This is a genomic window from Longimicrobium sp. (assembly GCF_035474595.1).
GTDB lineage: Bacteria > Gemmatimonadota > Gemmatimonadetes > Longimicrobiales > Longimicrobiaceae > Longimicrobium.
Genome location: NZ_DATIND010000007.1, coordinates 1 through 21,562, shown reverse-complemented (window position 1 = coordinate 21,562; position 21,562 = coordinate 1). Strand labels below are relative to the sequence as shown.

The window sequence follows — 21,562 nt, the reverse complement described above, 5'->3', positions numbered from 1 at the left end:
GAAAAGAAGTCCTGAGTCCTGAGTCCTAAGTCCCAAGTAAAAGATTGGGATCCGGATGATGGGAAGGCAGGCACGGAGTTGAAGTCCGAAGGACTGTGTGCCGTTGTAGCCGCCACTTCAGTGGCACCTTCGGCCAGGAGGAAGCGAGCGGGCGGATTCGCCCGGCTCTCGGACGAACGAACGATTTTGAGCGAGCAGCGGATGCGCCTGGAAGAGATCGCCGTCGGGCAGACGGCCGAGTTCGCGAAGACGGTGACGGAGACCGACGTGGTGCTGTACGCCGGCATCACGGGCGACTTCAACCCCGCGCACGTGAACGCCGTGGAGGCGGACGCCGGGATGTTCGGCGGGCGGATCGCGCACGGGATGCTGTCGGCCGGCTTCATCAGCACCGTGCTGGCGATGCGGCTTCCCGGCCCGGGCACCATCTACCTCTCGCAGAACCTGCGCTTCGTCCGCCCGGTCCGCATCGGCGACACGGTGACGGCCCGCGTCGAGGTGGCCGAGGTCATCGCCCCGAAACGCCGCGTTCGCCTCGCCACCACCGTCATCAACCACCGCGGCGAAACGGTGATCGACGGCGAGGCGATGGTGATGCTCCCCGAACCCCGCGCCTCCCCGATCCCCATCTCCCAACCGGAGATGGTGGACCGCGAGCCGGCAGCAGTCGGAGCGAGCTGAAAGCCGGTCCCAAGCTGAGTTCACTTAGGACTTAGGACTTAGGACTTAGGACTCAGCACTCAGCACTCAGCACTCGGCACTCGTAGTTGAAGTCCAACCCGTGCGCACGCGACCGCGTCGCACACCGTGTCCCCAACATGGAGACTCCTTCCATGAGCAGCAGCGGCACCCTGCGCCAGGCCTGGCGCGCACTCCTGCTGGCGGCGGTCCTGGCGCTCCTGCCGGCGTTCGCGGCCGCGCAGACCGGCACCATCCGCGGCACCGTTTCCGGGCCGGACGGCCGCGCCGTCTCGGCGGCGCAGGTCAGCATCACCGGCACCCGCTTCAGCACCGTGGCCAACACGCTGGGCCAGTTCACCCTGGGCGGCGTGCCGCAGGGCGTGCACCGGCTGCGCGTTTCCATGCCCGGCTTCGTGGCGCACAACAGCGACGTCACCGTGCGCCCGGGCGAGGAGACGCTCGTCTCCGTCCGCCTCGAAGAGAACAACGTGGAGCTGGACGCCATGGTGGTGTCGGCCAGCCGCCGCGCCGAGCGCCGCTCCGAGAGCCCCGCCACCATCACCCGCGTGAGCGCCGAGCAGCTGGCCGAGACGCCGGGGAACGCCTTCGTGGGCGCGCTGAAGCAGGCCACCGGGCTGGACTTCGTGCAGGTGGGGATGACCAGCGTGGCGGTGAACGCGCGCGGCTTCAACTCGTCGTTCAACAACCGCATGCTCATGCTGGAGGACGGCCGCATCGGCGTGCTTCCCGAGAACGGGCTGCCGGTGGGCTCGTTCACCCCCATCCCCAAGATCGACCTCTCGGGCATCGAGGTGGTGGTGGGCCCCGGCAGCGCGCTGTACGGCGCCGACGCGTCCAACGGCGTGCTGACGCTGCAGAGCAAGGACCCGCGCGACTATCCCGGCATGAGCTTCGAGGTGACCGGCGCCAACCGCTCGTACTACGACCTGCAGGGGCGCGTGGCCGGGGCGCGGGGGAACTGGGGATACAAGCTGTCGGGCGAGTGGAACTCGTTCAACGACTGGAGCAACCGCATCCACTCGTCGGGCGCCACCGGCGTGTGGGAGACCTCGGTCGGTGACACGTCGGGGCTGGACTGGAACAGCAACGTGCTGCGCGGCTACGGCCAGCTGATCCGCTACGCGGGCGACGCGCAGCTGTCGCTGACGGGCGGCTACAGCCGCACCAACGGCGTGGGCCAGACCAACGTGGGGCGCAACCAGCTGGTGGACTGGACGTACAACGTGATCCAGCTGCGGGCCACCAACCCGCACTGGTACGCCAGCGCCTACCGCACCGAGAGCAACGCCGGCGACAGCTACGCGGCCAACCGCTACACCACCAACCGCGCCGCCACCCCCGGCACCATCAGCGACGACTCGGTGCGGCGGATGAGCGACTGGCCCAGCGACGGGCAGCTGTACGCGGCCGAGGTGCAGAACAACTTCCGCGTCCTGCCGCTGCTGAACACGCAGGTCACCTGGGGCGGCCAGTATCGCCACGACATCGTGAGCAGCGACCGCCAGTGGCTGACCGACCGCCTGACCGGCGAGGACCTGAAGATCGACCAGTGGGGCGTGTACGCGCAGACCGAGACGCCGCTGCTGCCCCAGCTGCGCCTGCTGCTGGCCGCGCGCTACGACGACCACGAGAACTACGACCCGCAGTTCTCGCCCAAGGCCGGCCTGCTCTTCACCCCGGTGCAGGGACACACCTTCCGGCTCTTCTACAACCGCGCGTTCAAGAGCCCCAGCACCCTGCAGACCAACTTCTGGATCCCCAACTTCGTCAGCGTGTTCGGGGTGTTCGGCAACCGTGACGGCATCACCGTGCGCAAGGCGTCGGACAACTCGGTGGTGCGCGTGTACAACCCGCTGGTTCCCGAGCGCAACACCACCTGGGAGGCGGGCTACAAGGGGCTCATCAACGGGCGGCTGTTCGTGGACGTGGCCGGGTACTACTCGCGCTACCAGAACTTCCTGAGCCCGCTGGTGACCATCGCCAACCCGTACGCCACGGGCGGCGCAGCCACCGTGGCGTACAACAACGCCGACAACCAGCCGTTCGTGAGCGAGACCAGCCAGCCGCAGGTGGTGCTCACCTACTTCAACCTGGGCAACGCCACCATCTACGGCACCGACGCCTCGCTGGGGTACATCCTGAGCCCCAGGGTGGACTTCACCGGCACGGTGTCGCTGCTGAAGCTGGACCGCATCACCGGCATCAACACCAACCTGGCCACCGACCGCGAGGCCACCGCGCTGAACTCGCCCACCAGCAAGTTCACGCTGGGCGTGCACGCGCGCGACCTGGGCCGCTGGAACGGCGGGGCCACCTTCCGCTACGTGAACGGCTACCGCTTCAACTCGGGGATCAACAAGGGCCACATCCCCACCTTCAACACGCTGGACGTGAACGTGGGGTACCGGCTGCCGCAGTTCCACTCGCAGCTGAACCTGGCGGTCGCCAACCTGTTCAACTGCCGCGCGAACGACGTCAGCCTGCCGGACGAGGGCGCGTCGTGCGGCTTCGGCGTGAAGCACACCGAGATGATCAACATGCCGGCGATCGGCACGATGGTGTTCCTGGGCGTGCGGGTGGATACGAGGTGACGAGTGCGTGAGTGCGGAAGTGCGGAAGTGCGCTGGATTCGCTCGAGTCCAGCGCACTCCCGCACTCACGCGCTTCCGCACTTTCCTGTGGTTGCAGTGCTCCCGGAGTTCGCGCCCGAAACCCGTCCGGAGGAGCCGTCCATGCGCCGCACCCGCACCGCCGCAGTCCTGCTATCGACCGTTGCCATGCTTGCGCTGGGCGCCTGCTCCGCCGACGAGCTCCCCGAGGACCTGCCCGTTCCGCCGAAGCCCGCGATCATGGCGGCGGCCACGGGGACGTGGATCGACGGCACCTTCAGCAGCATCTACGGCGCGCGCTTCTACCGCGTCTACATCCCCTCCACGTACACGGGGACGGCGCGGCCGATGATGGTGATGCTGCACGGGTGCCTGCAGGACGGCTACGACTTCGCGGCGGGGACGCGGATGAACTCGTTCGCCGAGAGCCGCAACTTCATCGTCCTCTACCCCGAGCAGGGGACGGCGTACAACCCCGGCGACTGCTGGAACTGGTTCTACACCTCCAACCAGGTGCGCGGCTCCGGCGAGCCCAGCGTGATCGCGGGGATGATCGACTGGGTGAAGGCCCACTACGCCATCGACTCGAACCGCGTGGGCGTGGCCGGCTTCAGCGCCGGCGCCGCGATGGCGACGATCATGGCGTGCACCTACCCGGACCGGGTGCGGAAGCTGGCCGAGGTCGCGGGCGTGCAGTACGGCGCGGCGACGACGTCCAGCGGCGGGACGAACGCGATGCTGTTCGGCAGCATCTACGACCCCAACGCGATGGGGACGGACTGCTCCACGCGGCAGGCGACGGGCGGGAAGCGGGTGATCCCCACGCTGGTATTCCACGGCACCGCGGACGGCACGGTGAACCCGGTGAACGCCGCGCAGACCACGCAGCAGTGGACGCAGACCAACGACCTGGCCGACGGCAGCGACAACGGCAACGTCGACTACACGGCCGACGCCACGGTGACGGGCACGGCGTGCCGCGCGTACACGCGCTACGACTACAACAACAGCGCGAACGGCCAGACCGTGGTCCGCCGCTACGTGATCAGCGGGATGGACCACCGCTGGCCCGGCGGCAGCAGCGCCGGCACCTACACCGATGCCTGCGCCCCGGACGCCAGCCAGATCATCGTGGACTTCTTCGGGTTCTAGGGGATTCGGGGCAGGGTGGGGGCGGAAGATGCCACTGAAGTGGCGGCTACAACAGCACACAGTCCGCCTCCGCGGACTGGTCACGAGGTGAGCAGGAAAGACGTCATCCTGAGGCCGGCCACGCAGAAATTGCGGCGGCGAGGATGACGGCAGGCCGAAGGATCCGGTCGATGAGCGTGAACCGGCGGACGTGCGGCGGAAGTTATAGATCCTTCGGCCTGCAAATGACCGTGGATGCCGCGACGGCGGTGTGGCCGGCCTCAGGATGACGTCTATGGGGGAGAACCGCAGTGGTGTCCACGCGATTGCTCCTCATGGACGGGGTTTCAATGTTCGCACCGTCGCCCGTCCCCGCACAGAAATGATGTCCGCGAAGGCGCCGCGAAGGCGGACTGCGTGCCGTTGTAGCCGCGACTTCAGTCGCATTTTCGCGAACCACGACCTTTCGCGATCACGACCTTCGCGAACCACGACCTTTCGCGATCACGATCTTTCGCGATTTTCGATCGACGTACGATCCTCGCACAGATTTGGGGATGAAGATCTTGGGGATGACGATCCACCGCGCACTCATCACCACCCTGGCAGCCGTGACCATGACCAGCACCGCCCCCGACGCCGCCGCGCAGCAGCCCGCCGGAGACGCGCGCGCCGCCGGCACCTTCGAGTGGCACACCTGGTCGGGAGATGCGGGGTCGCGGCGCTACCGGCTCTTCGTCCCCGCCGGTCACGACGCCGCGCGCGCCGCGCCGCTGGTGGTGATGCTGCACGGCTGCACGCAGGACCCCGACGACTTCGCGCGGGGAACGCGCTTCAACGCGCTGGCGGGCGAGGCCGGGGTGCTGGTCGCCTGGCCGGAGCAGCCGGCGGCCATGCAGGTGCAGAAGTGCTGGAGCTGGTTCGACCCCGCGCACCAGGCGGCGTCGCGCGGCGAGCCCGCCGTCATCGCCGGGATCACGCGCGAGGTGATGGCAGGGCATGCGATCGACCCGCGCCGTGTCTACATCGTCGGCGTCTCCGCCGGCGCGGCGATGGCGGTGAACGTGGCGGCCAGCTACCCCGACCTCTTCGCGGCTATCGGCTCGCACTCCGGCATCCCGTATCGCGCAGCCTCGGACGTGCCGCACGCGCTGGCCGTGATGCGCGGCGGGAGCCCGGACCCGGCCATCCTCGCGTACGCGCTGCAGGACGCGCTCGGCGGACGCGCCATGCCGCTCATCGCCATCCACGGCGGCGCCGACGCAGTGGTGTCGCCGATGAACTCGCGGCAGCTGGCGGGGCAGTGGGCGGGCGTGCTCGGCGTCTCCTCATCCCCCGTCCAGCGCTCGACGGAGGGCGGCCTGGGCGTGGAGCGCACGCGCTGGAGCGGCGCCGACGGGAAGCCCGCCATCGAGCTGGTGATCGTGGACGGCCTGGGCCACGCCTGGTCCGGCGGCTCGCCCGAGGGCACGTACACCGACGCCCGGGGACCCGACGCCTCGCGCCTCATCCTCGACTTCCTCCTCGCCCATTCGCGGTGAGGAGGATGCGAGTCGTGTGTAAAAATGCGACTGAAGTCGCGGCTACAACGGCACACAGTCCGCCTTCGCGGACTTCCCGGTGCGTGGCCAGCGCAGGCGCAAAAGAGACGTCATCCTGAGGCCGGCCACGCCGAACGCGCGTCCGGCAGGATGACGGCAGGCCGAAGGATCCATAGCCAGTCGATGCACGTCACCCGGCGGACGTGCGGCCGAAGTTATAGATCCTTCGGCCTGCACAGGATCGTGAATTCCGCGCTGATGGTGTGGTCGGCCTCAGGATGACGTCATCGGGTGGAGCGGAGGAATGCGGGGAAGTGAAGAGGCTTCCTGCGCGCGCCGCAGATGCGCCCGCGATGAGTTCTCCCCCGGCGCGAAGCGCCCCCACCGCCGCCGCGGAATGCGATTGACCATGGATGAATCGGAAGCGCACGAACCGGTACGAACACGATGAACGCAGTCCCGAACTTCCCCCGCCGCCCCGACCCGCTCCGCTTCTGGCGGCGCTTGGCGGGCGAGCGGCACGCGCTGGTGGACCGCGCGCGCGGCGAGCGGCTGACCTACCCCGAGCTGGACGCCGCCGCCGACCGCTGGGCCGCGCTCCTGCGCGCGCAGGGCATCGGCCGCGGCGACATCGTGGCGACGCTGGCGGGAAACCGCAGCGAGATGGCCGCGGCGTTCTTCGCCTGCGGCCGCATCGGCGCGGCGCTACTTCCGCTGAACTGGCGCCTCGCCGCACCCGAGCTCGCGCCGATCCTGGACGACGCGCGCCCCAGGCTGGTGCTCGGCGAGGACCGCTTCCGCGCCCGCGCCGAGGACGCGCTCCGCGGCATCGGCGAGGCGCGGTGGATCGACCTGGACGCCGCCGCGCCCGCGCTGCTGGCCCGCGGCGGTCCATCGGCCGGCGACGTGGAGGTGGACGCGGAGGACCCGTGGCTCGTCCTCTACACCTCCGGGAGCACCGGCCGCCCCAAGGGCGCCATCCTCCCGCACCGCCAGATCTTCTACAACGCCGTCGCCACCACGACCGCGTGGGAGCTGGGCGCGGGCGACGTGGCCCCCGTCTCCACCCCCTTCTTCCACACGGGGGGATGGAACGTCTTCGCCACGCCGCTCTGGTTCCGCGGCGGCAAGGTGGTGCTGTTCGACCAGTTCGACGCGGACAGCTACATGCAGGGGATCCGCGACGAGGGGATCACCGTCGCCCTCACCGTTCCCACCATGCTGCTGATGCTGATGGAGGGCCGCGAGTGGGGATCGCCACTCCCCAGCTTGCGCACCTTCATGTCCGGCGGCGCGCCGCTCCCCGCCGCGCTGGCGGAGCGCGTCCGCGCGGCGGGCTACCGGCTGCGCGAGGGGTACGGGCTGACGGAGTGCGGCCCCAACTGCTTCGCCATGCCCGCCGACCAGGCAGTCCGGCGCCCCGGCGTGGTCGGCTGGCCCGTGCCGATGCTGGAGATGCGCGTGGAGCGCGAGGACGGCACGGAGGCGGCGCCGGGCGAGCCGGGCGAGCTGCTGCTGCGCGGCCCGCAGGTGTTCGCCGGGTACCTTCGCAACCCGGAGAAGACGGCCGAGGCGTTCACGGAAGATGGATGGCTGCGGACGGGAGACCTGGCCGCGCGCGAGGCGGACGGCGCGTTCCGCATCTGCGGGCGGCGCAAGGAGATGTTCATCTCCGGCGGCGAGAACGTCTTTCCCGGCGAGGTCGAGGCGGCGCTGGCCGACTGCCCTGGCGTGGCCGAGGTCGTGGTCGTCGGCGTGCGGGACGAGCGCTGGGGCGAGGTGGGGCGCGCCTTCATCGTCCCGCGAGGGGAAACCAGGCTCACGGAGGTCGACGTGGTGACGCACGCGCGGGCGCGGCTGGCCGGGTACAAGGTGCCCCGCTCGGTCGTCTTCCTCCCCGAGATCCCGCGGCTGGGCTCGGGCAAGCCGGACCGCCGCGCGCTGGCGGAGGCGCGCCCATGAGCGCCGTCCTGGCCGCGCCGCACGCGAAGGGATCCACCCTCCGCTCCACCCTGCGCTACGTCGAGGCCGAGCACGGCGCCGGCGCGGCCGCCGCCGTCCTGGCGCGCCTGGGCGAGGACGAGCGCCGCCGCGTGGAAGCCGCCCCGGCCACGGGCGAGGTGCCGATCGAGCTGCTGCGCGCGCTGTGGGACGCGGTGGAGGCGGAGATCGGGCGGCGCGACCAGGGGTGGCCGGAGAAGTCCGGCGCGTACTCCATCCAGTCGATGGGCGTGGAGCTGTACGGCGGCATCCTGCGCAAGAAGGACCCGCTGGAGTTCCTGGTGCAGCCCGTCTCCCTCTTCCGTCTCTATTACCAGCCCGGCAACATGGAGGTGGTGGAGGCGGAGCCCGGCCGCGCGGTGCTGCGCCTGGTCGGCTTTCCCGGCGACCCCGTGTTCTGCCGCCGCCAGACGGGCGGGCTGCTGCGCGCGACCGAGCTGGCCGGCGGCGTGCGCCCGGCCGTCCGCCACGTCCGCTGCGCCGTCGAGGGCGACGCCTTCTGCGAGTGGGAGCTGCACTGGGAGCAGCCGCAGGGGGCCAAGGAGTAGGAACGAGCATCGACTCCGAGCCTCACGCCCTTTGGCCCTCTCCCGAAAAATCGAGGAGGAGAAGACATACCGCCGTCTTCTCCTCCTCGATTTTTCGACCTCTCCCAAACTGCTGGAGAGGTGAACAGCAACTCATCGAATTGCCCGAATCAAACGAGACGTCATCCTGAGGCCGGCCACACGGTAACCTGCACTTGCACTGAACGTTGCAGGCCGAAGGATCCATACTGTTCGAGCACGTGATTTCGAGATTCGCGCCGAAATTCAGGACGGAGTTGTTTCGAAGGAGCAGGGTGGGGCACTCGCGGCGATTCCCATGCTGACCTGCTGGACCGGCTATGGATCCTTCGGCCTGCAGGCACTAATGCATGCCCCGGCAACGGTTTGGCCGGCCTCAGGATGACGTCGGCGGGGGACGCGACGAGGCCCAGTCACCCTACTGATGTCGGTCGTGCGACTCCCGGCTCGCGCGGGGTGGCGCGGCGGAGGCGGCGGTCCTGCAGCTCCGCGCGGAGGCCGGCGTAAAGCGACGGGTCGACGGGCATCATGTACTCGTGCAGGCGGTTGCGCGAGCGCCAGGTGCGCGCGCCCAGGTCGCGCAGCAGCTCGTTGATGTGGTGGAAGTTGAAGGGGATCACGCAGATGCCGTTCATCACCGAGTCCGGGCGCTCCGCCTTCAGCCACGCCAGCCGCTCCTCGATGCGCCGCCGCATCTCCGCCTGCGACGGGATCTCGAACCGCCCCCGCGCGTGCTCCACCAGCCACCGCGCGCCGATCTCCGACGTGAGCTGCGAGTACAGGCTGCTGTTGTAGCCGATGAACGCCAGCCGCGGCACGTCCGGCGGCAGGATGCTGCGGTACAGGCGGAAGTTGCCGTCCTCCCCGCGCACGCGCTCCGCCACCCACTCGGGGAGGAACGCTGCGCCCTGCTGGAAGCCGGTCCCGAACACCACCACGTCGGCCTCCACCCGCGTCCCATCCCCCAGCTCGATCGCGCCGTCCGCGAACCGCGCCGGCTCGCCGCGCTGCACCCGCAGGCGCCCGCTTCGCACGTGGTCGAAGAAGCCGCCCGACGCCAGGCTCAGCGTGCACCCCACCATCCGGTCGATCGGCGCCTCGGGCGTCAGCCCGTGCGCGTCCAGCGCGAACGAGCGCCGCAGCGTCCGCTCGATCCCGCGCCAGAGGAGCCACACGAGCGGCTTTCCGGCGGAGTGCAGCACGCGCTCGACCCCTTCGGGATGGCGCCAGCGGAACAGCGCCTCGCTGAAGCGCGTGGCCAGCACGTACTTCAGGTGCACGCGCCCGAAGAAGTACTTCGGCATCTTCCACAGCGCGCGGCGGAAGACGAGCGTCACCTCGCGCGCCGTCTCCACCGCGGCGCAGGCCACGTCCGCGGCGGACTTGGCGTAGCCGACCACGGCCACGCGCTTCCCCGTCACTTCGGCGGCGTCGTGCAGCTGCGTGGTGTGCAGCACGCGCCCGCCCGCCGCCTCGAACTCCGCGCGCCCGGGTAGGTCGGGGATGAACGGCTCGCTGAACACGCCGTTGCACACCACCAGCCAGTCGACGTCGTGCGCCTCTTCGCGCCCGTCCGCGGCCGCGGCCGTCACGCGCCACCCCGCGCGCGCATCGGTGCGCGGCTCCGCGCGGGTGACGCGCGTGCGCAGCCGCACGTGCGGGGTCACGCCGAAGCGGTCCGCGTACGCCGCCAGGTACGCCTGCACCTGCTCGCCGCCGGGCCAGTCCGGGTACGACGCGGGCATGGGAAAGTCGGAAAACGCGTAGGTGTCGCGGGGGTTCTGCGTCGCCAAGCCGGGGTAGCGCCGCGAGCGCGCCCACACGCCGCCGACCTCGTCCTCCGTCTCGAACACGGTGACGCCGAAGCCCTCCTCCAGGAACGTCTTCGCCGTCACCAGCCCGCTCAGCCCCGCGCCCACGATGCCGATGCGCTCCATTGCCGTCACCCGCGCGTGTGTTCCCGTCGCCATTCCTCCTTCACGTGTAACGAGCATCCGACCCTCCATCCGACGCAAGTGTGATGAATGGCGGAGACGGGGGATGAAGGGCGGGAGATGGGGATGAACCGCTTGTCGCAAACCGTTTCCGAAGAGGTGATGACGTCATCCTGAGGCCGGCCACACGGATGCCTGGCGTGCCCGAATGCATGCAGGCCGAAGGATCTACAGGTGCGGCAGCACGTCGGCCGGATCGCGCGCCGATGCTTCGGTGCGCGGGCCAGACTGACGTGTCATCCGGCGATAGATCCTTCCGCCTGCAAGCTCTTTCGTGGGCGCAGGTTGCGGTGTGGTCGGCCTGAATAGAAAGTCAGTCCAGATTGTGTTATTCTGGGCGCCCGACTTTCATCCTCTGTGGTCGCGCGCAGCGCGGTGTCCGACTCAGGATGACGTCCGCGGATGTGTGAACTGGAATGTCCGCCTCGCGGCAGGGGCATGGGCGGATGGCGGAACGAACGCTGGACGGGTATCTTGCGGCCCCTTCCGGGCGACGCCGGAAGCATCATCACCCGCGGCCGACTGCAGCGCGAACCGTGAAATCGATCCTGATCGCCGGGCTTCCCGGCCACTTCGCCACCTGGCTGGCCGAGCGCCTCCCGAACGTGGCCGTGCAGGTCGCCTTCGGCGCGGACGAGGCGGCGGACCACGCCCGCGGCAACGCGGGGCTTCTGCTGCTGGACCTGGCGATCGGCGCGGACGAGACGATGGACGCGCTGCGGAAGCTCCGCGCGTCGGCGCAGGGCGCGGCGGTGCCGGTGATCGTGACGCTGGAGCCCGGCGAGCGCGGCGTGGACGAGTCCGTGCTCGACCGCCTCGTGCGCGAGCTGCGGGTGGAGCGCATCCTCTTCCACCCGCTCGACCGCGCGGAGCTGCTGCGCACGATCACGCAGATGATCGACGTCGCCGCGCAGCAGCCGGTCCCCGCCGCGGCCGCATCGCCCGCGCCCGCAGCCGCTCCCGTCGCGCCACCGCCGCCGCTCGCGCAGCCCGCTCCCGCGGCGACGCGGGAGAACGTGTCCGCCGCCGTGGGCCAGCTGTGGACGCGCGCGCGGGGCGCGATGCTGGAGCGCGTAGCCGTGCTGGAGCGCGCCGCCCGCGCCACCGCGGACGGGCGGCTGAACGGCGCGATGCGCCAGCAGGCGACCGACGAGGCGCACCGCCTCTCCGGCGCGCTCGGAACCTTCGGGCTCCCGGACGGCACGCGGGTGGCGCGCGAGCTGGAAACCGTCTTCGGCGGCGGGCGCTTCCTGAAGCCGGAGGACGGCGCGCAACTCGTGGCCGCGGCCGAATCGCTGCGCCGGATGATCGAGTCGCGCCAGGAGCAGCCCGCCGCGCCCGCTCCGGTTGCGACACCGGCGGCACCGGTGCCCGGATCGTCCTCCATCCCCCTGCTGCTGGTGCTGACCGGCGATCCCGCGCTGGCGCAGACGGTGCGCGGCGAGGTCGCGTCCGCGTCGCTGCGCGTGGAGGTGGCGGGGGATGGAGACGCGGTCGCGGGGCAGCCGGACGCCGTGCTGCTGGACGTCTCGGCGCCGGACGCGACCAGCGACTGGCGCGCGCTGGCCGAGGTGGGGCGGCGCTTTCCCGGCGCGCCGATCGTGGTCGCCACGGCGCGCGGGGCACTGCCGGACCGTCTGCGCGCGGTGCAGCTCGGCGCGCGCAGCTTCCTGCAGAAGCCGCTCGCCGCCGACGCGCTGCGCGAAGCCGTCGCCGCGATCCTTCCCGCTCCCGGCGCGAAACGGGCGCGCGTGCTGTGCGTGGACGACGACGAGCAGATGCTGGCGGCGCTGCGCGCGGTGCTGGGGCCGCAGCACCTGGACGTGCACACCTGCAACGACCCGCTTCACTTCTGGACGCGCCTGGGCGAGGTCGACCCGGACCTGCTGGTGCTGGACATCGAGATGCCGCACGTGAACGGCATCGAGCTGTGCCGCGTGGTGCGCGCCGACCCGCGCCGCCGCTCGCTCCCCATCGTCTTCCTGACCAGCCGCACCGAGCCCGAGACCGTCTACCGCGTGTTCGCCGCCGGCGCGGACGACTTCGTCGGGAAGCCGTTCGTGGGCCCCGAGCTCATCGCGCGAATTCGCAACCGGCTGGAGCGGGTGAGGGGATGAAGTAGAAGTGCTGAGTGCTGAGTGCTGAGTGCTGAGTGCTGAGTGCTGAGTGCGAACAGCGCCCCGGCAACTTTGCGTCGGGGAGACATCCTGCCCGCCAGGCTGGCCCCCCTTCCCCGGCCCTCCGCCCGCTGCGCGGGGGAGGGGAGAACTCAACGCTGCTCCACCATCCGCTCGCCGCGCCAGACTCTGTCTCGCCACTGAAGTCCGCGAAGGCGGACTGCGTGCCGTTGTAGCCGCGAGTTCACTCGCATCTTCGCGCCCCCAATCCCGCCGAACCCGCTGGCAACCGGCTGTGCGCGCGCGGGTCCGCGGCTTCGCGGGCTCGGTGCATTCCGAGCCTCGCCCCCGAGCCCCGCCGTCTCGCGCGAAGACGGCGGGGCTGCTCGCATCAGCGGGCACGATCCTCCGCGGCCGCACCATCTGTTTGGCATGATCCTTCCACTTCCGGCGCGCGAACGGGTCGCGTAACCCCTTGGAGGTGAAGAGTCTATGACGAGATTGCGTAGGGGATTGGCCGCGGCGGCGCTCGCGGTTTCGGTGCTGGGGGCGGGCGCGCCGGCGCCGCTCGGGGAGGCGTCCACCGCTCCGCGCGACGACGAGTTCTACCTGAGCGTGGACCTGTCCGCGCGTACGCTGTCGGTGGTGCGCAACGGCGAGACGGTGAACTCGTACCCGGTGGCGATCGGTCAGCCGGCGCACCCCACGCCCACGGGCGAGTACCGCATCCGCCACATCGTATGGAACCCGCGGTGGGTTCCGCCCGACGCGCGCTGGGCCCGCGGCAAGCGCCCGCGCGATCCGGGCGACCCGCGCAACCCCATGGGGCGCGTGAAGATGTTCTTCCGCGACCCCGACCTGTACGTGCACGGCACCCGCGAGACCGACTCGCTGGGCGAGGCCGAGTCGCACGGGTGCGTGCGCATGTCCAACAGCACGGTCATCGCCGTGGCCCGGCAGGTGATGGAGCACGGCGGCGAGCCGCGCCCCGCCGGCTGGTTCCGCCGCGTGCTGGACAGCGTGACGGCCACGCGCCAGGTCTACCTCTCGCGCCCGGTGCTGATCAAGATCCACCGGTAGCGGGTTCGGGAGATGCGGATCTCCGCGGTGCGCCGGGTCCCCTAGCGGATCCGGCGCACCGCGCGTTCGTGGCACAGCGCCCGCATCCCCTCCCGCGAAACGACAACGACGGATGGTGAGGCGTGTACCTGATCCAGATCCTCCTCCCCCTGCGCGACAACGAGGAGCGCCCGTTTCCGCGCGACGAGTTCGACCGCGTGCGCCGCGAGCTCACCGAGCGCTTCGGCGGCACGACGTTCTACACCCGCGCCCCCGCCGTCGGCCTGTGGAAGGACGACGAGGGCGAGGTGAGCCGCGACGAGGTGATCGTGGCCGAGGTGATGGCGGAGCACCAGGACCGCGAGTGGTGGCGCCTGTACCGCGAAACCCTCGAGGGCCGCTTCCGCCAGGACCAGATCGTCGTCCGCGCAATGCACTGCGGGATGCTGTGACGAAGTGCGGAAGTGCGGGAGTGCGCCTCCGACGCCTCGTGCCCTCTCCGGCCGGCTCAGGCCGTCCACCTCTCCCGTACCGGGAGAGGTGGCTTTCCGGCATCCCGGCACGCCGCAGTATCCGTGCTGGTTGAGTTTGCAGGCCGCGCGAGTGCTGGATAGCCCCCCTCGCCCGGTACGGGAGAGGGCGAGCGCTCCAAGGCGCGGGGAGAGGGCGGCGTGGATGCATCCGGAGCCGCACCGCAGTTTGAAGGAGATGAGTAGAATCCGGCGATCGAGCCGGAGATGGAGATGCGATGCCCACCAGCGCGAAGGGGCGCCTCCCGCACGGGAGGCGCCCCTTCGCCAGCGTCGTGCCGGGCTGGCGAATCAGCCGAGCCGAACCACGTTCTCGGCCGACGGGCCCTTGGCGCCGTCGACCACGTCGAACTCCACGCGCTCGCCCTCGGCCAGCGAGCGGAAGCCCTCGGCCTGGATGGCCGAGTGGTGCACGAAGCAGTCCTTGTCGCCGTTCTCGGGGGTGATGAACCCGTAGCCCTTGGCGTCGTTGAACCACTTCACCTTGCCGGTCGTGCGCATCGCGGTACTCCCTGTGTGTTGATGTGCGTCGGGCGTACCGGGCATCGTGCCGTGCCGACCGACTGGTGAAAATACCGAAGTCCTAAGTCCTAAGTCCTAAGTCCTAAGTCCTAAGTGCCGAGTGCATCTCCGCCTGAATCAGCATTTCGCGTCCGGAGAAGCGGGCTGCGAAGCGACGAGCCCACTTGGGACTTAGGACTTGGGACTCAGGACTTTCTTCTACAGCGTTGCGGCGCGGCGGGCGTTGCGCCGGTCCTTGGCGCGGCGGCGCTGTGCGGCCTTCGTCTTGGCCTTGCGAGCCTCGCTGGGCTTCTCGAAGAACCGCTTGCGGCGCATGTCCTTGAACAGCCCCGAGCGGATCATGCGGCGGCGGAACTGCTTGAGGGCCCAGTCCAGGCGATCGTTCTCGCCAAGCTCGATCTCGACCACGCGAGTTTTCCGGATGCGTCAGGTGTCGTGGGGAAAATCAGGAGGGGACCCGAATCCTGGGGTCCCCCGGGTGCCGCATGCCGATTGGATCGGTCCGCGTGGGGCGCGGAAAGCGCAATATAAACACACCCGCTACACCGGTCAATCCCTCGAAAATCGGGCGCCGGGAGTGAGGCGATCCCCGTTCGCGCCACGCTTCTGCTCGTCCCCGCGCCGCCCTGAAATCTTCCATCCACCTGCAAAACGGCCACGGGGCCGCACCGTTGCCGGTGCGGCCCCGCGGGCCGGAGAACCTGAACCGCTGGCGTCAGGAGTTCTTGCGGGCGCTGCTCTTCGCGCCGCTGCTCTTTGACCCGGCGCTCTTCGACCCGCCGCTCTTGGAACCGCTGCTCTTGGATGACGATCCGCCGCTCTTCGAGGAAGACCCGCCGCTCTTGGAGGAAGACGATCCGCCGCTCTTGGAGGAAGACGATCCGCCGCTCTTCGACGACGAGCCGCCGGACGATCCGCCGCTCTTCGACGACGAGCCGCCGCCGCTCTTGGAGCCGCTGCTCTTGGACGACGAGCCACCGCCGCTGCTCTTGGACCCGCTGCTCTTGGACCCGCTGCTCTTCGACGACGAGCCGCCGCTCTTCGATGCCGTGCTGCGCGAGCCGGACGACGAGCCGCCGCTGCTCTTGCTGCCGCTGCTGCGCGACGAGGACGAGCCGCTGGTGGTTCCGCCCGAGCGCGACGAAGACTTGCGAGAGCCGCCGGACCGGCTGGCCGCCCCTGCCGCGGCCGCGCCCAGCGCCGCGCCGGCCGCCGCGCCCGCCGCCGTGGCCAGCGGCGACTTGCGGCGCGAGGTGCTGCGCTGCTCCTTCAGCCCGCGCCCGGCGCTGAAGCTCACGGTGGTGCGCTCGGGAATCTTGATCTCGGTCCCCGTGCGTGGATTGCGCCCGGTGCGCGAGGCGCGGGTGCGGCGGGTGAACTTCCCGAAGCCGGGAATGGACAGCGACCCCGCGGCATGCACTGCCTCGGAGATGGCGCCCGACGCGGTGTCGAAGATCGCATCCACCACGCGCGCCGCCGCTGCCCTGGTGAGTTCGGCCTTGTCGGCCACTGCGTCGATGAACTCCGACTTGTTCATGATCGGCTCTCCGTCAGGGGCGGAAGTGCGGCGCGGCCCGTCCGCGCCGAACACCCCTCACGCAAGGTCGGTTCCACTTCTTGCTAGGCGGTTCCTTGCATCGGCTCGCATCGCCCCCCGGCTACCCCCGGTTGAACCCCGCGCGGAAGCCGTCCATCACCTTCCGCGCCGCGTCGGCCGCCTGCCCGAAAGTCTCCTTAGCGCTTTCGCTGTAAGACTTTGAGGCCTCCGCGAAGTCCTCGCGGTAGGGCGGCGGAGACTCGCCGCGGCGGATGTAGTCGCCCGCCAGGATGCGCTCGTACGCGCCGCTCTCGAACCAGTTGCGCTGCTCGGCCACGCGCAGCACCGGGAAGGGATGGGTCATCCCCAGGAGGTTCAGGACCTTGTAGACCTGGTCGCCCAGGTCGCCGGTTTCGCGGTACTCGTCGCTCTGGCGGATGAACTCGGCCAGGTTGGCCTCGGGGCTGGTGCCGCCGGCGAACTTCAGCATCACGCGCAGCCCCGGCTCGGGGTCCTGCACCGACAGGATGCCGGCGCGGTCGCACGACAGCTCGGCCTTGCGGCTCCACTCCAGCAGCGCCAGCAGGATGGCGCGCGCCGCCAGCCCCACGATGGGGAACCCCATCGACGCCAGGGCCAGGAGAAGGCGGATCATGGTGTTGTACAGCGTGTGGCCGCTCATCACGTGTCCCAGCTCGTGCCCCAGCACGAAGCGCAGCTCGTCGTCGTCGAAGGTCTTCACCAGCGTGTCGTGCACGATGATGAAGGGCTTCGACATCCCGTACGCGGCGGCGTTCAGGGTGGGGTTCTGGGTCACGTACAGCGGGTACTCGGCGGGCGCGTCGAGGGTGCGGCAGACCTCCTGGTAGAGCGCGTGGACGCGCCCGTACTGCGCGGGGGTCACGCGCACGGCGCTGGCCAGGAAGGCCAGGCGGGTGGCCTTCTCGCCGAAGATCTCCAGGATCTTGCGCAGCACCTCGTCGAACACGGGGATCTGGCGCAGCGCGTTCAGGGCGGCGCGGTCGGCCGGGTGCTCCCAGCTGCGCGAGTCGATGTTGGTCAGGATGCGCTTGGGGCGCAGCGGCTCAGGCATGGATCGGGGCCTTCACGGGAGGCGGGAAGAGGAGCGCCGCGGCTCGGCGCGGCGTGCATGGCCGGTGGTACGCGGCCGCGCGGGGCGATGTTTCAACGAAACTTCCGGGGGCGGGGTGGTGTAACCCGTGGTGAAGCAAGGCTTTCGCGGCAGTCTACCGCGCCGGGTCCGGACGGTGTAGATTGCCGCTCACACCGCCGACCCCGCCGGCGCTCGCCGAAGAGCGGCCGCGTACCGCAACCGCCGTTCGCACCCCACCCATGCATCTTGGAGGCTCCGCCATGCGCCGTCAACGGACTCGCACGCTCCTGCTCCCCCTGCTGGCCGCGCTGGCCCTTCCCGCGGCCGCCAACGCGCAGGAGTCCACCATGCGCGGAACGTGGACCATCAACCGCGCGGCCAGCGACGATGTGAACCGCGCCATCGAGACCGCGGTGAGCCGGATGAGCTTCATCACCCGCCCCATCGCGCGCGGCCGGCTGCGCCGCACCAACCCGGTGTACAGCCGCGTGGTGGTGAACTACACGCCGCAGCAGGTCAGCACGGTGTTCGACGCGCGCCACGCCATCGAGAGCCCGGCCAACGGGCAGCCGGTGAAGTGGACGCGCGAGGACGGCGAGAAGTTCGACCTGTCGACCGAGTGGCAGCAGGGGCGCCTGGTGCAGACCTTCCGCGCCGAGGACGGCTCGCGCACCAACACCTACGTGGTGTCGCCGGACGGCCACACGCTGACCATGCACGTGGTCCTGCGCTCGCCCAAGCTCCCGCAGCCGCTGGAGTACAAGATGGTGTTCAACAAGGCTTCGTGAAGAAGTACGGAAGTACGAGGAGTACGAAGTACGGAACAGCGAAGGGCGGCCGAGCGAATCGGCCGCCCTTCTCGCGTTCGGGAGATAGGGATCGGGGATTCCAAGATCCCGACGAGCCCTCCGCCCTCCGACGAACCATCGTACTTCCGTACTCGCGTACTTTCGTACTTCAGTTCAGTCCTTCTCCGCCAACGCAGCCCGGAGCGCGCCCTCCAGCTCGGGCTCGGCGAAGCTGTAGCCCAGCTGCGTGAGCCGGCGGTGATCGGCGCGCTGGCTGACGAGGATGGTCTCGTTCGCCATCTCGCCGAACGCCAGCCTGAGCGCGAACGCGGGGACGGGGACGAGCGCCGGGCGGCTCAGCACGCGCGCCAGCGTGCGCGTGAACTCGTCGTTCGTCACCGCGCCGGCCACCACGTTGATGGGGCCGTCCAGGCGGTCGTCGACCAGCGAGAGGTAGAGGACGTCGACGGCGTCGCCGAGCGAGACCCAGCTCAGCCACTGGCGGCCGCTCCCCATCGTCCCCCCCGCGCCCAGGCGGAAGGGGGTGAGCACCTTCGCCAGCATCCCCCCGCGCTTGCTCAGCACCACGGCGAAGCGCGGCAGCACCACGCGGATCCCCGCGGCCGAGGCGGGCTCGGTGGCCGCCTCCCATTCGCGCACCACCTCGGCCAGGAAGCCGCTGCCGGGCGCGCTCATCTCGTCCACCCGCTCGTCGCCCCGCTCGCCGTAGATGCCGATGGCCGAGGCGTTCACCAGCACGCGCGGCTTCCGCGCGAGCCCCGCCAGCGTGCGCGCGAGGCCCAGCGTGGCGTCCACGCGGCTCTGGCGGATGCGCTTGCGGCGCTCGCCGGTCCAGCGCTCGCCCACGTTCTCGCCGGCCAGGTTCACTACCGCGTCCACGCCGTCGAGCGCGGCCGCGTCCACCTCGCCGCGCGCGGGGTCCCACCGCACCTCGCCGGGGCCCTTCGGCGCGTGGCGGACGAGGCGGAGGATGGTGTGCCCGTCGCCCGTCAGGCGCCGCACCAGCTCGGAGCCGATCAGCCCCGACGCTCCCGCCACGGCAACGCGCATCGGGGCGGGTCTGGCGGCGGCGTTCGCATCCATCGGGATCCTGGGGCGCGGTTGGACTAGGGTGGCTCGGGAGGCGAGAGGTATCTTACCCCGCGGCGCGCGGAACGGAAAAGGGGCGGCCCCGCGAGGAGCCGCCCCCATCTCCATCTACCGCTGGATCAGTAGAAGCGCTGGAGCTGCAGGGTGCCGTTGTTCACCAGCTGCCCCTCCACGCGGACGTAGTCGCCCTGGCGCAGGTTGCGGAAGCGGCTGGCGTCGGCGTTGTTGGAGTTGTACGGCATCATCACCGTCAGCGTGCCGCGGTTGCTGGTGTTCAGCCCGAACTGGCCGCGCTGCAGGTCCATCCACGTCACGCGGCCCTCCACCTGCGCGTAGCCGCCGTTGTTGTAGGTGCCGTTGTTGCTGCCGCCGTTGTACGTGCCGTTGTTGTAGCCGCCGTTGTTGTTCCCGCCGTTGGCGTCCTGCACGCTGCGGGTGACCACGATGTAGTCGGTGTAGTAGTTCCCCTGCTGGTCCTGCTGCAGGCGCATCTGCACCTGGTCGCCCTGCTCCAGCGCGGTAACGTTGTACTGCTGCTGCTGGTAGACGACCCGCGTGCGCTGGTCGAAGTAGACGCTGCCGGTCTGCCCGTTCTGCGTGGTGATCTGGAGCATCTGGCGCTGCGTGTCCACGTACCGCACCGTCCCCGCCACCTCGCCGCTCCCCGAGCCCGTCTGCGGCCCCAGCACGCCGCCCAGCACGTTGCCCAGCCCGCCGAGCTGGCTGCAGCCGGTGATGGCCACGCCCGCGCCCAGCAGCACCGCGCTCTTGAGCCCGCGCATCAGTCCGTTCATGTTCGCTCGCTCCTTGATCGTCGTCCCCGGCCGCCATGCCTCCGCCCGACGCGGAGTGGACGAGGGACAGGAGCAAACATGGTGCCATCTCCAGGCAGCCTATTCCCTTGAATGACAACGCCTTAAGGAATCCGCACGGGGACACGGAGAAACAGGAATACGGAGAAGTCACCGCAATCCTCCATATCTCCTCTTCTCCGCGCCCCTGTGTGGGAATGGGGACTGGAAGCACGAGCCGCCGCCCTGGATTCAGGACGGCGGCCGGGTGGTTCGGGGCTAGATGCGGGTTCAGCGCGAGGGGATGACGATGCGCTGGCCGATGGAAAGGTTCGAGGAGCGCATCCCGTTGGCCTCCTTGATCTTCGCCACGCTCACCCCGTGCCGCCGGGCGATGGTCCACAGCGAGTCGCCCTGGCGCACGCGGTAGGTGGCGCGGCCGGACGACTCCCCGCCCGACCGGCGGCTGGACGACGCGCGCTTCGACGAGCCGGACTCCGAGCGGGCGGCGACGTAGCGGCCGTACTGCGCGGGGAAGACGGCCACGTGGAAGTGCGGCGGATGGTGCTCCTCGGTGGCGTCGATCACGCCCTCGCCTTCCACGTCGAGCAGCGTCTGCCGCAGCCAGCGCAGGCACCGCGCGCGCGCCGGCTTGCGGATGTCCACCGCCATCCCCGACGGGTGCACCGACTCGGCGACGGAGTTGCGCAGCCGCACCGAGCGCGGCCGCGTGGCGCTGGTGATCACCAGCTTCTCGCCGCACTCGTCGCGGTACTGCGCGGCCAGGCGCTGCACGAAGGTGCGCGTGGTCGCCAGCGCGTACGGATACGACGCGTCGGCCACGCGGTAGTTCTCGTTGCCGCGCAGGCGAACCAACTCGCCCTCGGCCGCCGCGCTGCGGACGCCGCGGCCGGTGCGGTAGAAGGTCAGGTCCTGGCGCTTGGCCTGGCCGTACATGCGCTCCACGCTGCCGCGCGAGCCGCGCAGCGTCTGCGCCTGCGTGCCATCCACGGCCAGCACGCCGAGCGCCGCGGCAAGCGCCACGGGAGCGACGATCCGGTTGTATCGCATGGGTTTGGATTGGATCGGTGTCGAGCGGAACGGCGGCCGGTTCCGGACGCGAACGGATGCTACGCCGCAAGCCGGCCGTGGTCAACCATACACCATCGCGCCGCCGCGGGTTTCGATACGGACAGGAATCGGAGCTCCCGGCCCCCTAATACCGATTCCGGGAATTCAGTTCGTGCATCCTCGTCGCCCCAAGCCGACGTCATCCTGAGTCGGACACCGCGCTGCGCGCGACCACGGAGGATGAAAGGAGATTGGTCGTGAGCGCTGATGCCACAGAATGAGCGGATCAGCCTCGCGCAGTTTGCGAGGCTTCCCGTAGTTGTTGCTGCGACTTCAGTCGCCGGTGGGGGGCCAGGCCGCGAACTTTCTATTCAGGCCG

17 protein-coding genes and 1 pseudogene are annotated in these 21,562 nt (G+C 70.1%); 10 read left to right on the top strand and 8 right to left on the bottom strand.

Annotated features, from left to right (window positions below; all coding sequences use genetic code 11):
• Positions 1-201: 201 nt before the first annotated feature.
• The 6 genes and pseudogenes from VLK66_RS01475 to VLK66_RS01450 form a co-directional block, all read left to right on the top strand.
• Positions 202-606 (top strand): annotated as a pseudogene (locus VLK66_RS01475) (MaoC family dehydratase); the annotation flags it as partial.
• Between the two features lie 227 nt (positions 607-833).
• Complete coding sequence (locus VLK66_RS01470; protein WP_325307274.1) at positions 834-3,293, top strand: TonB-dependent receptor; 2,460 nt, start codon at positions 834-836, stop codon at positions 3,291-3,293.
• Between the two features lie 141 nt (positions 3,294-3,434).
• On the top strand, positions 3,435-4,463 hold the full coding sequence (locus tag VLK66_RS01465; RefSeq protein ID WP_325307272.1) for a PHB depolymerase family esterase: 1,029 nt from the start codon (positions 3,435-3,437) through the stop codon (positions 4,461-4,463).
• A 551-nt stretch (positions 4,464-5,014) separates the two neighbouring features.
• Positions 5,015-5,983, top strand: coding sequence for a PHB depolymerase family esterase (locus VLK66_RS01460; RefSeq protein WP_325307270.1), 969 nt, complete (start codon positions 5,015-5,017; stop codon positions 5,981-5,983).
• A 447-nt stretch (positions 5,984-6,430) separates the two neighbouring features.
• Entirely contained in the window at positions 6,431-7,945 is a 1,515-nt protein-coding gene (locus VLK66_RS01455) for a class I adenylate-forming enzyme family protein (protein ID WP_325307268.1), read from the top strand.
• Complete coding sequence (locus VLK66_RS01450) at positions 7,942-8,532, top strand: hypothetical protein (RefSeq protein WP_325307266.1); 591 nt, start codon at positions 7,942-7,944, stop codon at positions 8,530-8,532. Before VLK66_RS01455 ends, VLK66_RS01450 begins: the two co-directional genes overlap by 4 nt.
• 431 nt (positions 8,533-8,963) lie before the next feature.
• On the opposite strand, the gene VLK66_RS01445 is transcribed toward VLK66_RS01450, so the two are convergent.
• The gene (locus tag VLK66_RS01445; RefSeq protein WP_325307264.1) at positions 8,964-10,520 is read right to left on the bottom strand and encodes an NAD(P)/FAD-dependent oxidoreductase; all 1,557 of its coding nucleotides are present in this window, start codon (positions 10,518-10,520) and stop codon (positions 8,964-8,966) included.
• A 560-nt stretch (positions 10,521-11,080) separates the two neighbouring features.
• On the opposite strand from VLK66_RS01445, the gene VLK66_RS01440 reads away from it, so the two are divergent.
• The 3 genes from VLK66_RS01440 to VLK66_RS01430 all read left to right on the top strand — a co-directional run bounded on the left by VLK66_RS01440 (position 11,081) and on the right by VLK66_RS01430 (position 14,172).
• Positions 11,081-12,661 carry a response regulator gene (locus tag VLK66_RS01440; protein ID WP_325307262.1) on the top strand — a complete coding sequence of 527 codons (1,581 nt, stop codon included), beginning with the start codon at positions 11,081-11,083 and terminating at the stop codon, positions 12,659-12,661.
• A gap of 492 nt (positions 12,662-13,153) precedes the next feature.
• Positions 13,154-13,741 (top strand): L,D-transpeptidase, encoded by a 588-nt coding sequence (locus VLK66_RS01435; protein WP_325307260.1) that lies wholly within the window; start codon positions 13,154-13,156, stop codon positions 13,739-13,741.
• 122 nt (positions 13,742-13,863) lie between these two features.
• A complete protein-coding gene (locus VLK66_RS01430; RefSeq protein WP_325307258.1) occupies positions 13,864-14,172 on the top strand; it encodes a hypothetical protein in 309 nt (102 codons plus the stop codon).
• 369 nt (positions 14,173-14,541) lie between these two features.
• Here VLK66_RS01430 and VLK66_RS01425 read toward each other — a convergent pair whose 3' ends face one another.
• The 4 genes from VLK66_RS01425 to VLK66_RS01410 form a co-directional block, all read right to left on the bottom strand.
• Positions 14,542-14,751, bottom strand: a complete 210-nt coding sequence (locus tag VLK66_RS01425; protein WP_325307257.1) for a cold-shock protein — start codon at positions 14,749-14,751, stop codon at positions 14,542-14,544.
• Positions 14,752-14,970: 219 nt separating this feature from the next.
• On the bottom strand, positions 14,971-15,180 hold the full coding sequence (gene rpsU / locus VLK66_RS01420) for a 30S ribosomal protein S21 (protein ID WP_325307255.1): 210 nt from the start codon (positions 15,178-15,180) through the stop codon (positions 14,971-14,973).
• A gap of 307 nt (positions 15,181-15,487) precedes the next feature.
• Positions 15,488-16,309, bottom strand: a complete 822-nt coding sequence (locus VLK66_RS01415) for an HU family DNA-binding protein (RefSeq protein ID WP_325307252.1) — start codon at positions 16,307-16,309, stop codon at positions 15,488-15,490.
• Positions 16,310-16,430: 121 nt separating this feature from the next.
• Positions 16,431-17,402: a M48 family metallopeptidase gene (locus VLK66_RS01410; RefSeq protein WP_325307251.1), complete on the bottom strand. Its 972-nt coding sequence runs from the start codon at positions 17,400-17,402 to the stop codon at positions 16,431-16,433.
• Positions 17,403-17,683: 281 nt separating this feature from the next.
• On the opposite strand from VLK66_RS01410, the gene VLK66_RS01405 reads away from it, so the two are divergent.
• Positions 17,684-18,211, top strand: a complete 528-nt coding sequence (locus VLK66_RS01405; protein WP_325307250.1) for a hypothetical protein — start codon at positions 17,684-17,686, stop codon at positions 18,209-18,211.
• 174 nt (positions 18,212-18,385) lie between these two features.
• On the opposite strand, the gene VLK66_RS01400 is transcribed toward VLK66_RS01405, so the two are convergent.
• The 3 genes from VLK66_RS01400 to VLK66_RS01390 form a co-directional block, all read right to left on the bottom strand.
• Complete coding sequence (locus VLK66_RS01400; protein WP_325307249.1) at positions 18,386-19,270, bottom strand: TIGR01777 family oxidoreductase; 885 nt, start codon at positions 19,268-19,270, stop codon at positions 18,386-18,388.
• Positions 19,271-19,440: 170 nt separating this feature from the next.
• Positions 19,441-20,115, bottom strand: a complete 675-nt coding sequence (locus tag VLK66_RS01395) for a hypothetical protein (protein ID WP_325307248.1) — start codon at positions 20,113-20,115, stop codon at positions 19,441-19,443.
• Positions 20,116-20,403: 288 nt separating this feature from the next.
• The gene (locus VLK66_RS01390) at positions 20,404-21,183 is read right to left on the bottom strand and encodes a DUF5715 family protein (protein ID WP_325307247.1); all 780 of its coding nucleotides are present in this window, start codon (positions 21,181-21,183) and stop codon (positions 20,404-20,406) included.
• Positions 21,184-21,562 lie beyond the last annotated feature (379 nt).

Coding starts and splice junctions, on each gene's coding strand:
- VLK66_RS01470 (WP_325307274.1), top strand. CDS start 834: ATGAGCAGCAGCGGCACCCTGCGCCAGGCCTGGCGCGCACTCCTGCTG.
- VLK66_RS01465 (WP_325307272.1), top strand. CDS start 3,435: ATGCGCCGCACCCGCACCGCCGCAGTCCTGCTATCGACCGTTGCCATG.
- VLK66_RS01460 (WP_325307270.1), top strand. CDS start 5,015: ATGACGATCCACCGCGCACTCATCACCACCCTGGCAGCCGTGACCATG.
- VLK66_RS01455 (WP_325307268.1), top strand. CDS start 6,431: ATGAACGCAGTCCCGAACTTCCCCCGCCGCCCCGACCCGCTCCGCTTC.
- VLK66_RS01450 (WP_325307266.1), top strand. CDS start 7,942: ATGAGCGCCGTCCTGGCCGCGCCGCACGCGAAGGGATCCACCCTCCGC.
- VLK66_RS01445 (WP_325307264.1), bottom strand. CDS start 10,520: ATGGCGACGGGAACACACGCGCGGGTGACGGCAATGGAGCGCATCGGC.
- VLK66_RS01435 (WP_325307260.1), top strand. CDS start 13,154: ATGACGAGATTGCGTAGGGGATTGGCCGCGGCGGCGCTCGCGGTTTCG.
- VLK66_RS01425 (WP_325307257.1), bottom strand. CDS start 14,751: ATGCGCACGACCGGCAAGGTGAAGTGGTTCAACGACGCCAAGGGCTAC.
- VLK66_RS01415 (WP_325307252.1), bottom strand. CDS start 16,309: ATGAACAAGTCGGAGTTCATCGACGCAGTGGCCGACAAGGCCGAACTC.
- VLK66_RS01410 (WP_325307251.1), bottom strand. CDS start 17,402: ATGCCTGAGCCGCTGCGCCCCAAGCGCATCCTGACCAACATCGACTCG.
- VLK66_RS01405 (WP_325307250.1), top strand. CDS start 17,684: ATGCGCCGTCAACGGACTCGCACGCTCCTGCTCCCCCTGCTGGCCGCG.
- VLK66_RS01395 (WP_325307248.1), bottom strand. CDS start 20,115: ATGAACGGACTGATGCGCGGGCTCAAGAGCGCGGTGCTGCTGGGCGCG.
- VLK66_RS01390 (WP_325307247.1), bottom strand. CDS start 21,183: ATGCGATACAACCGGATCGTCGCTCCCGTGGCGCTTGCCGCGGCGCTC.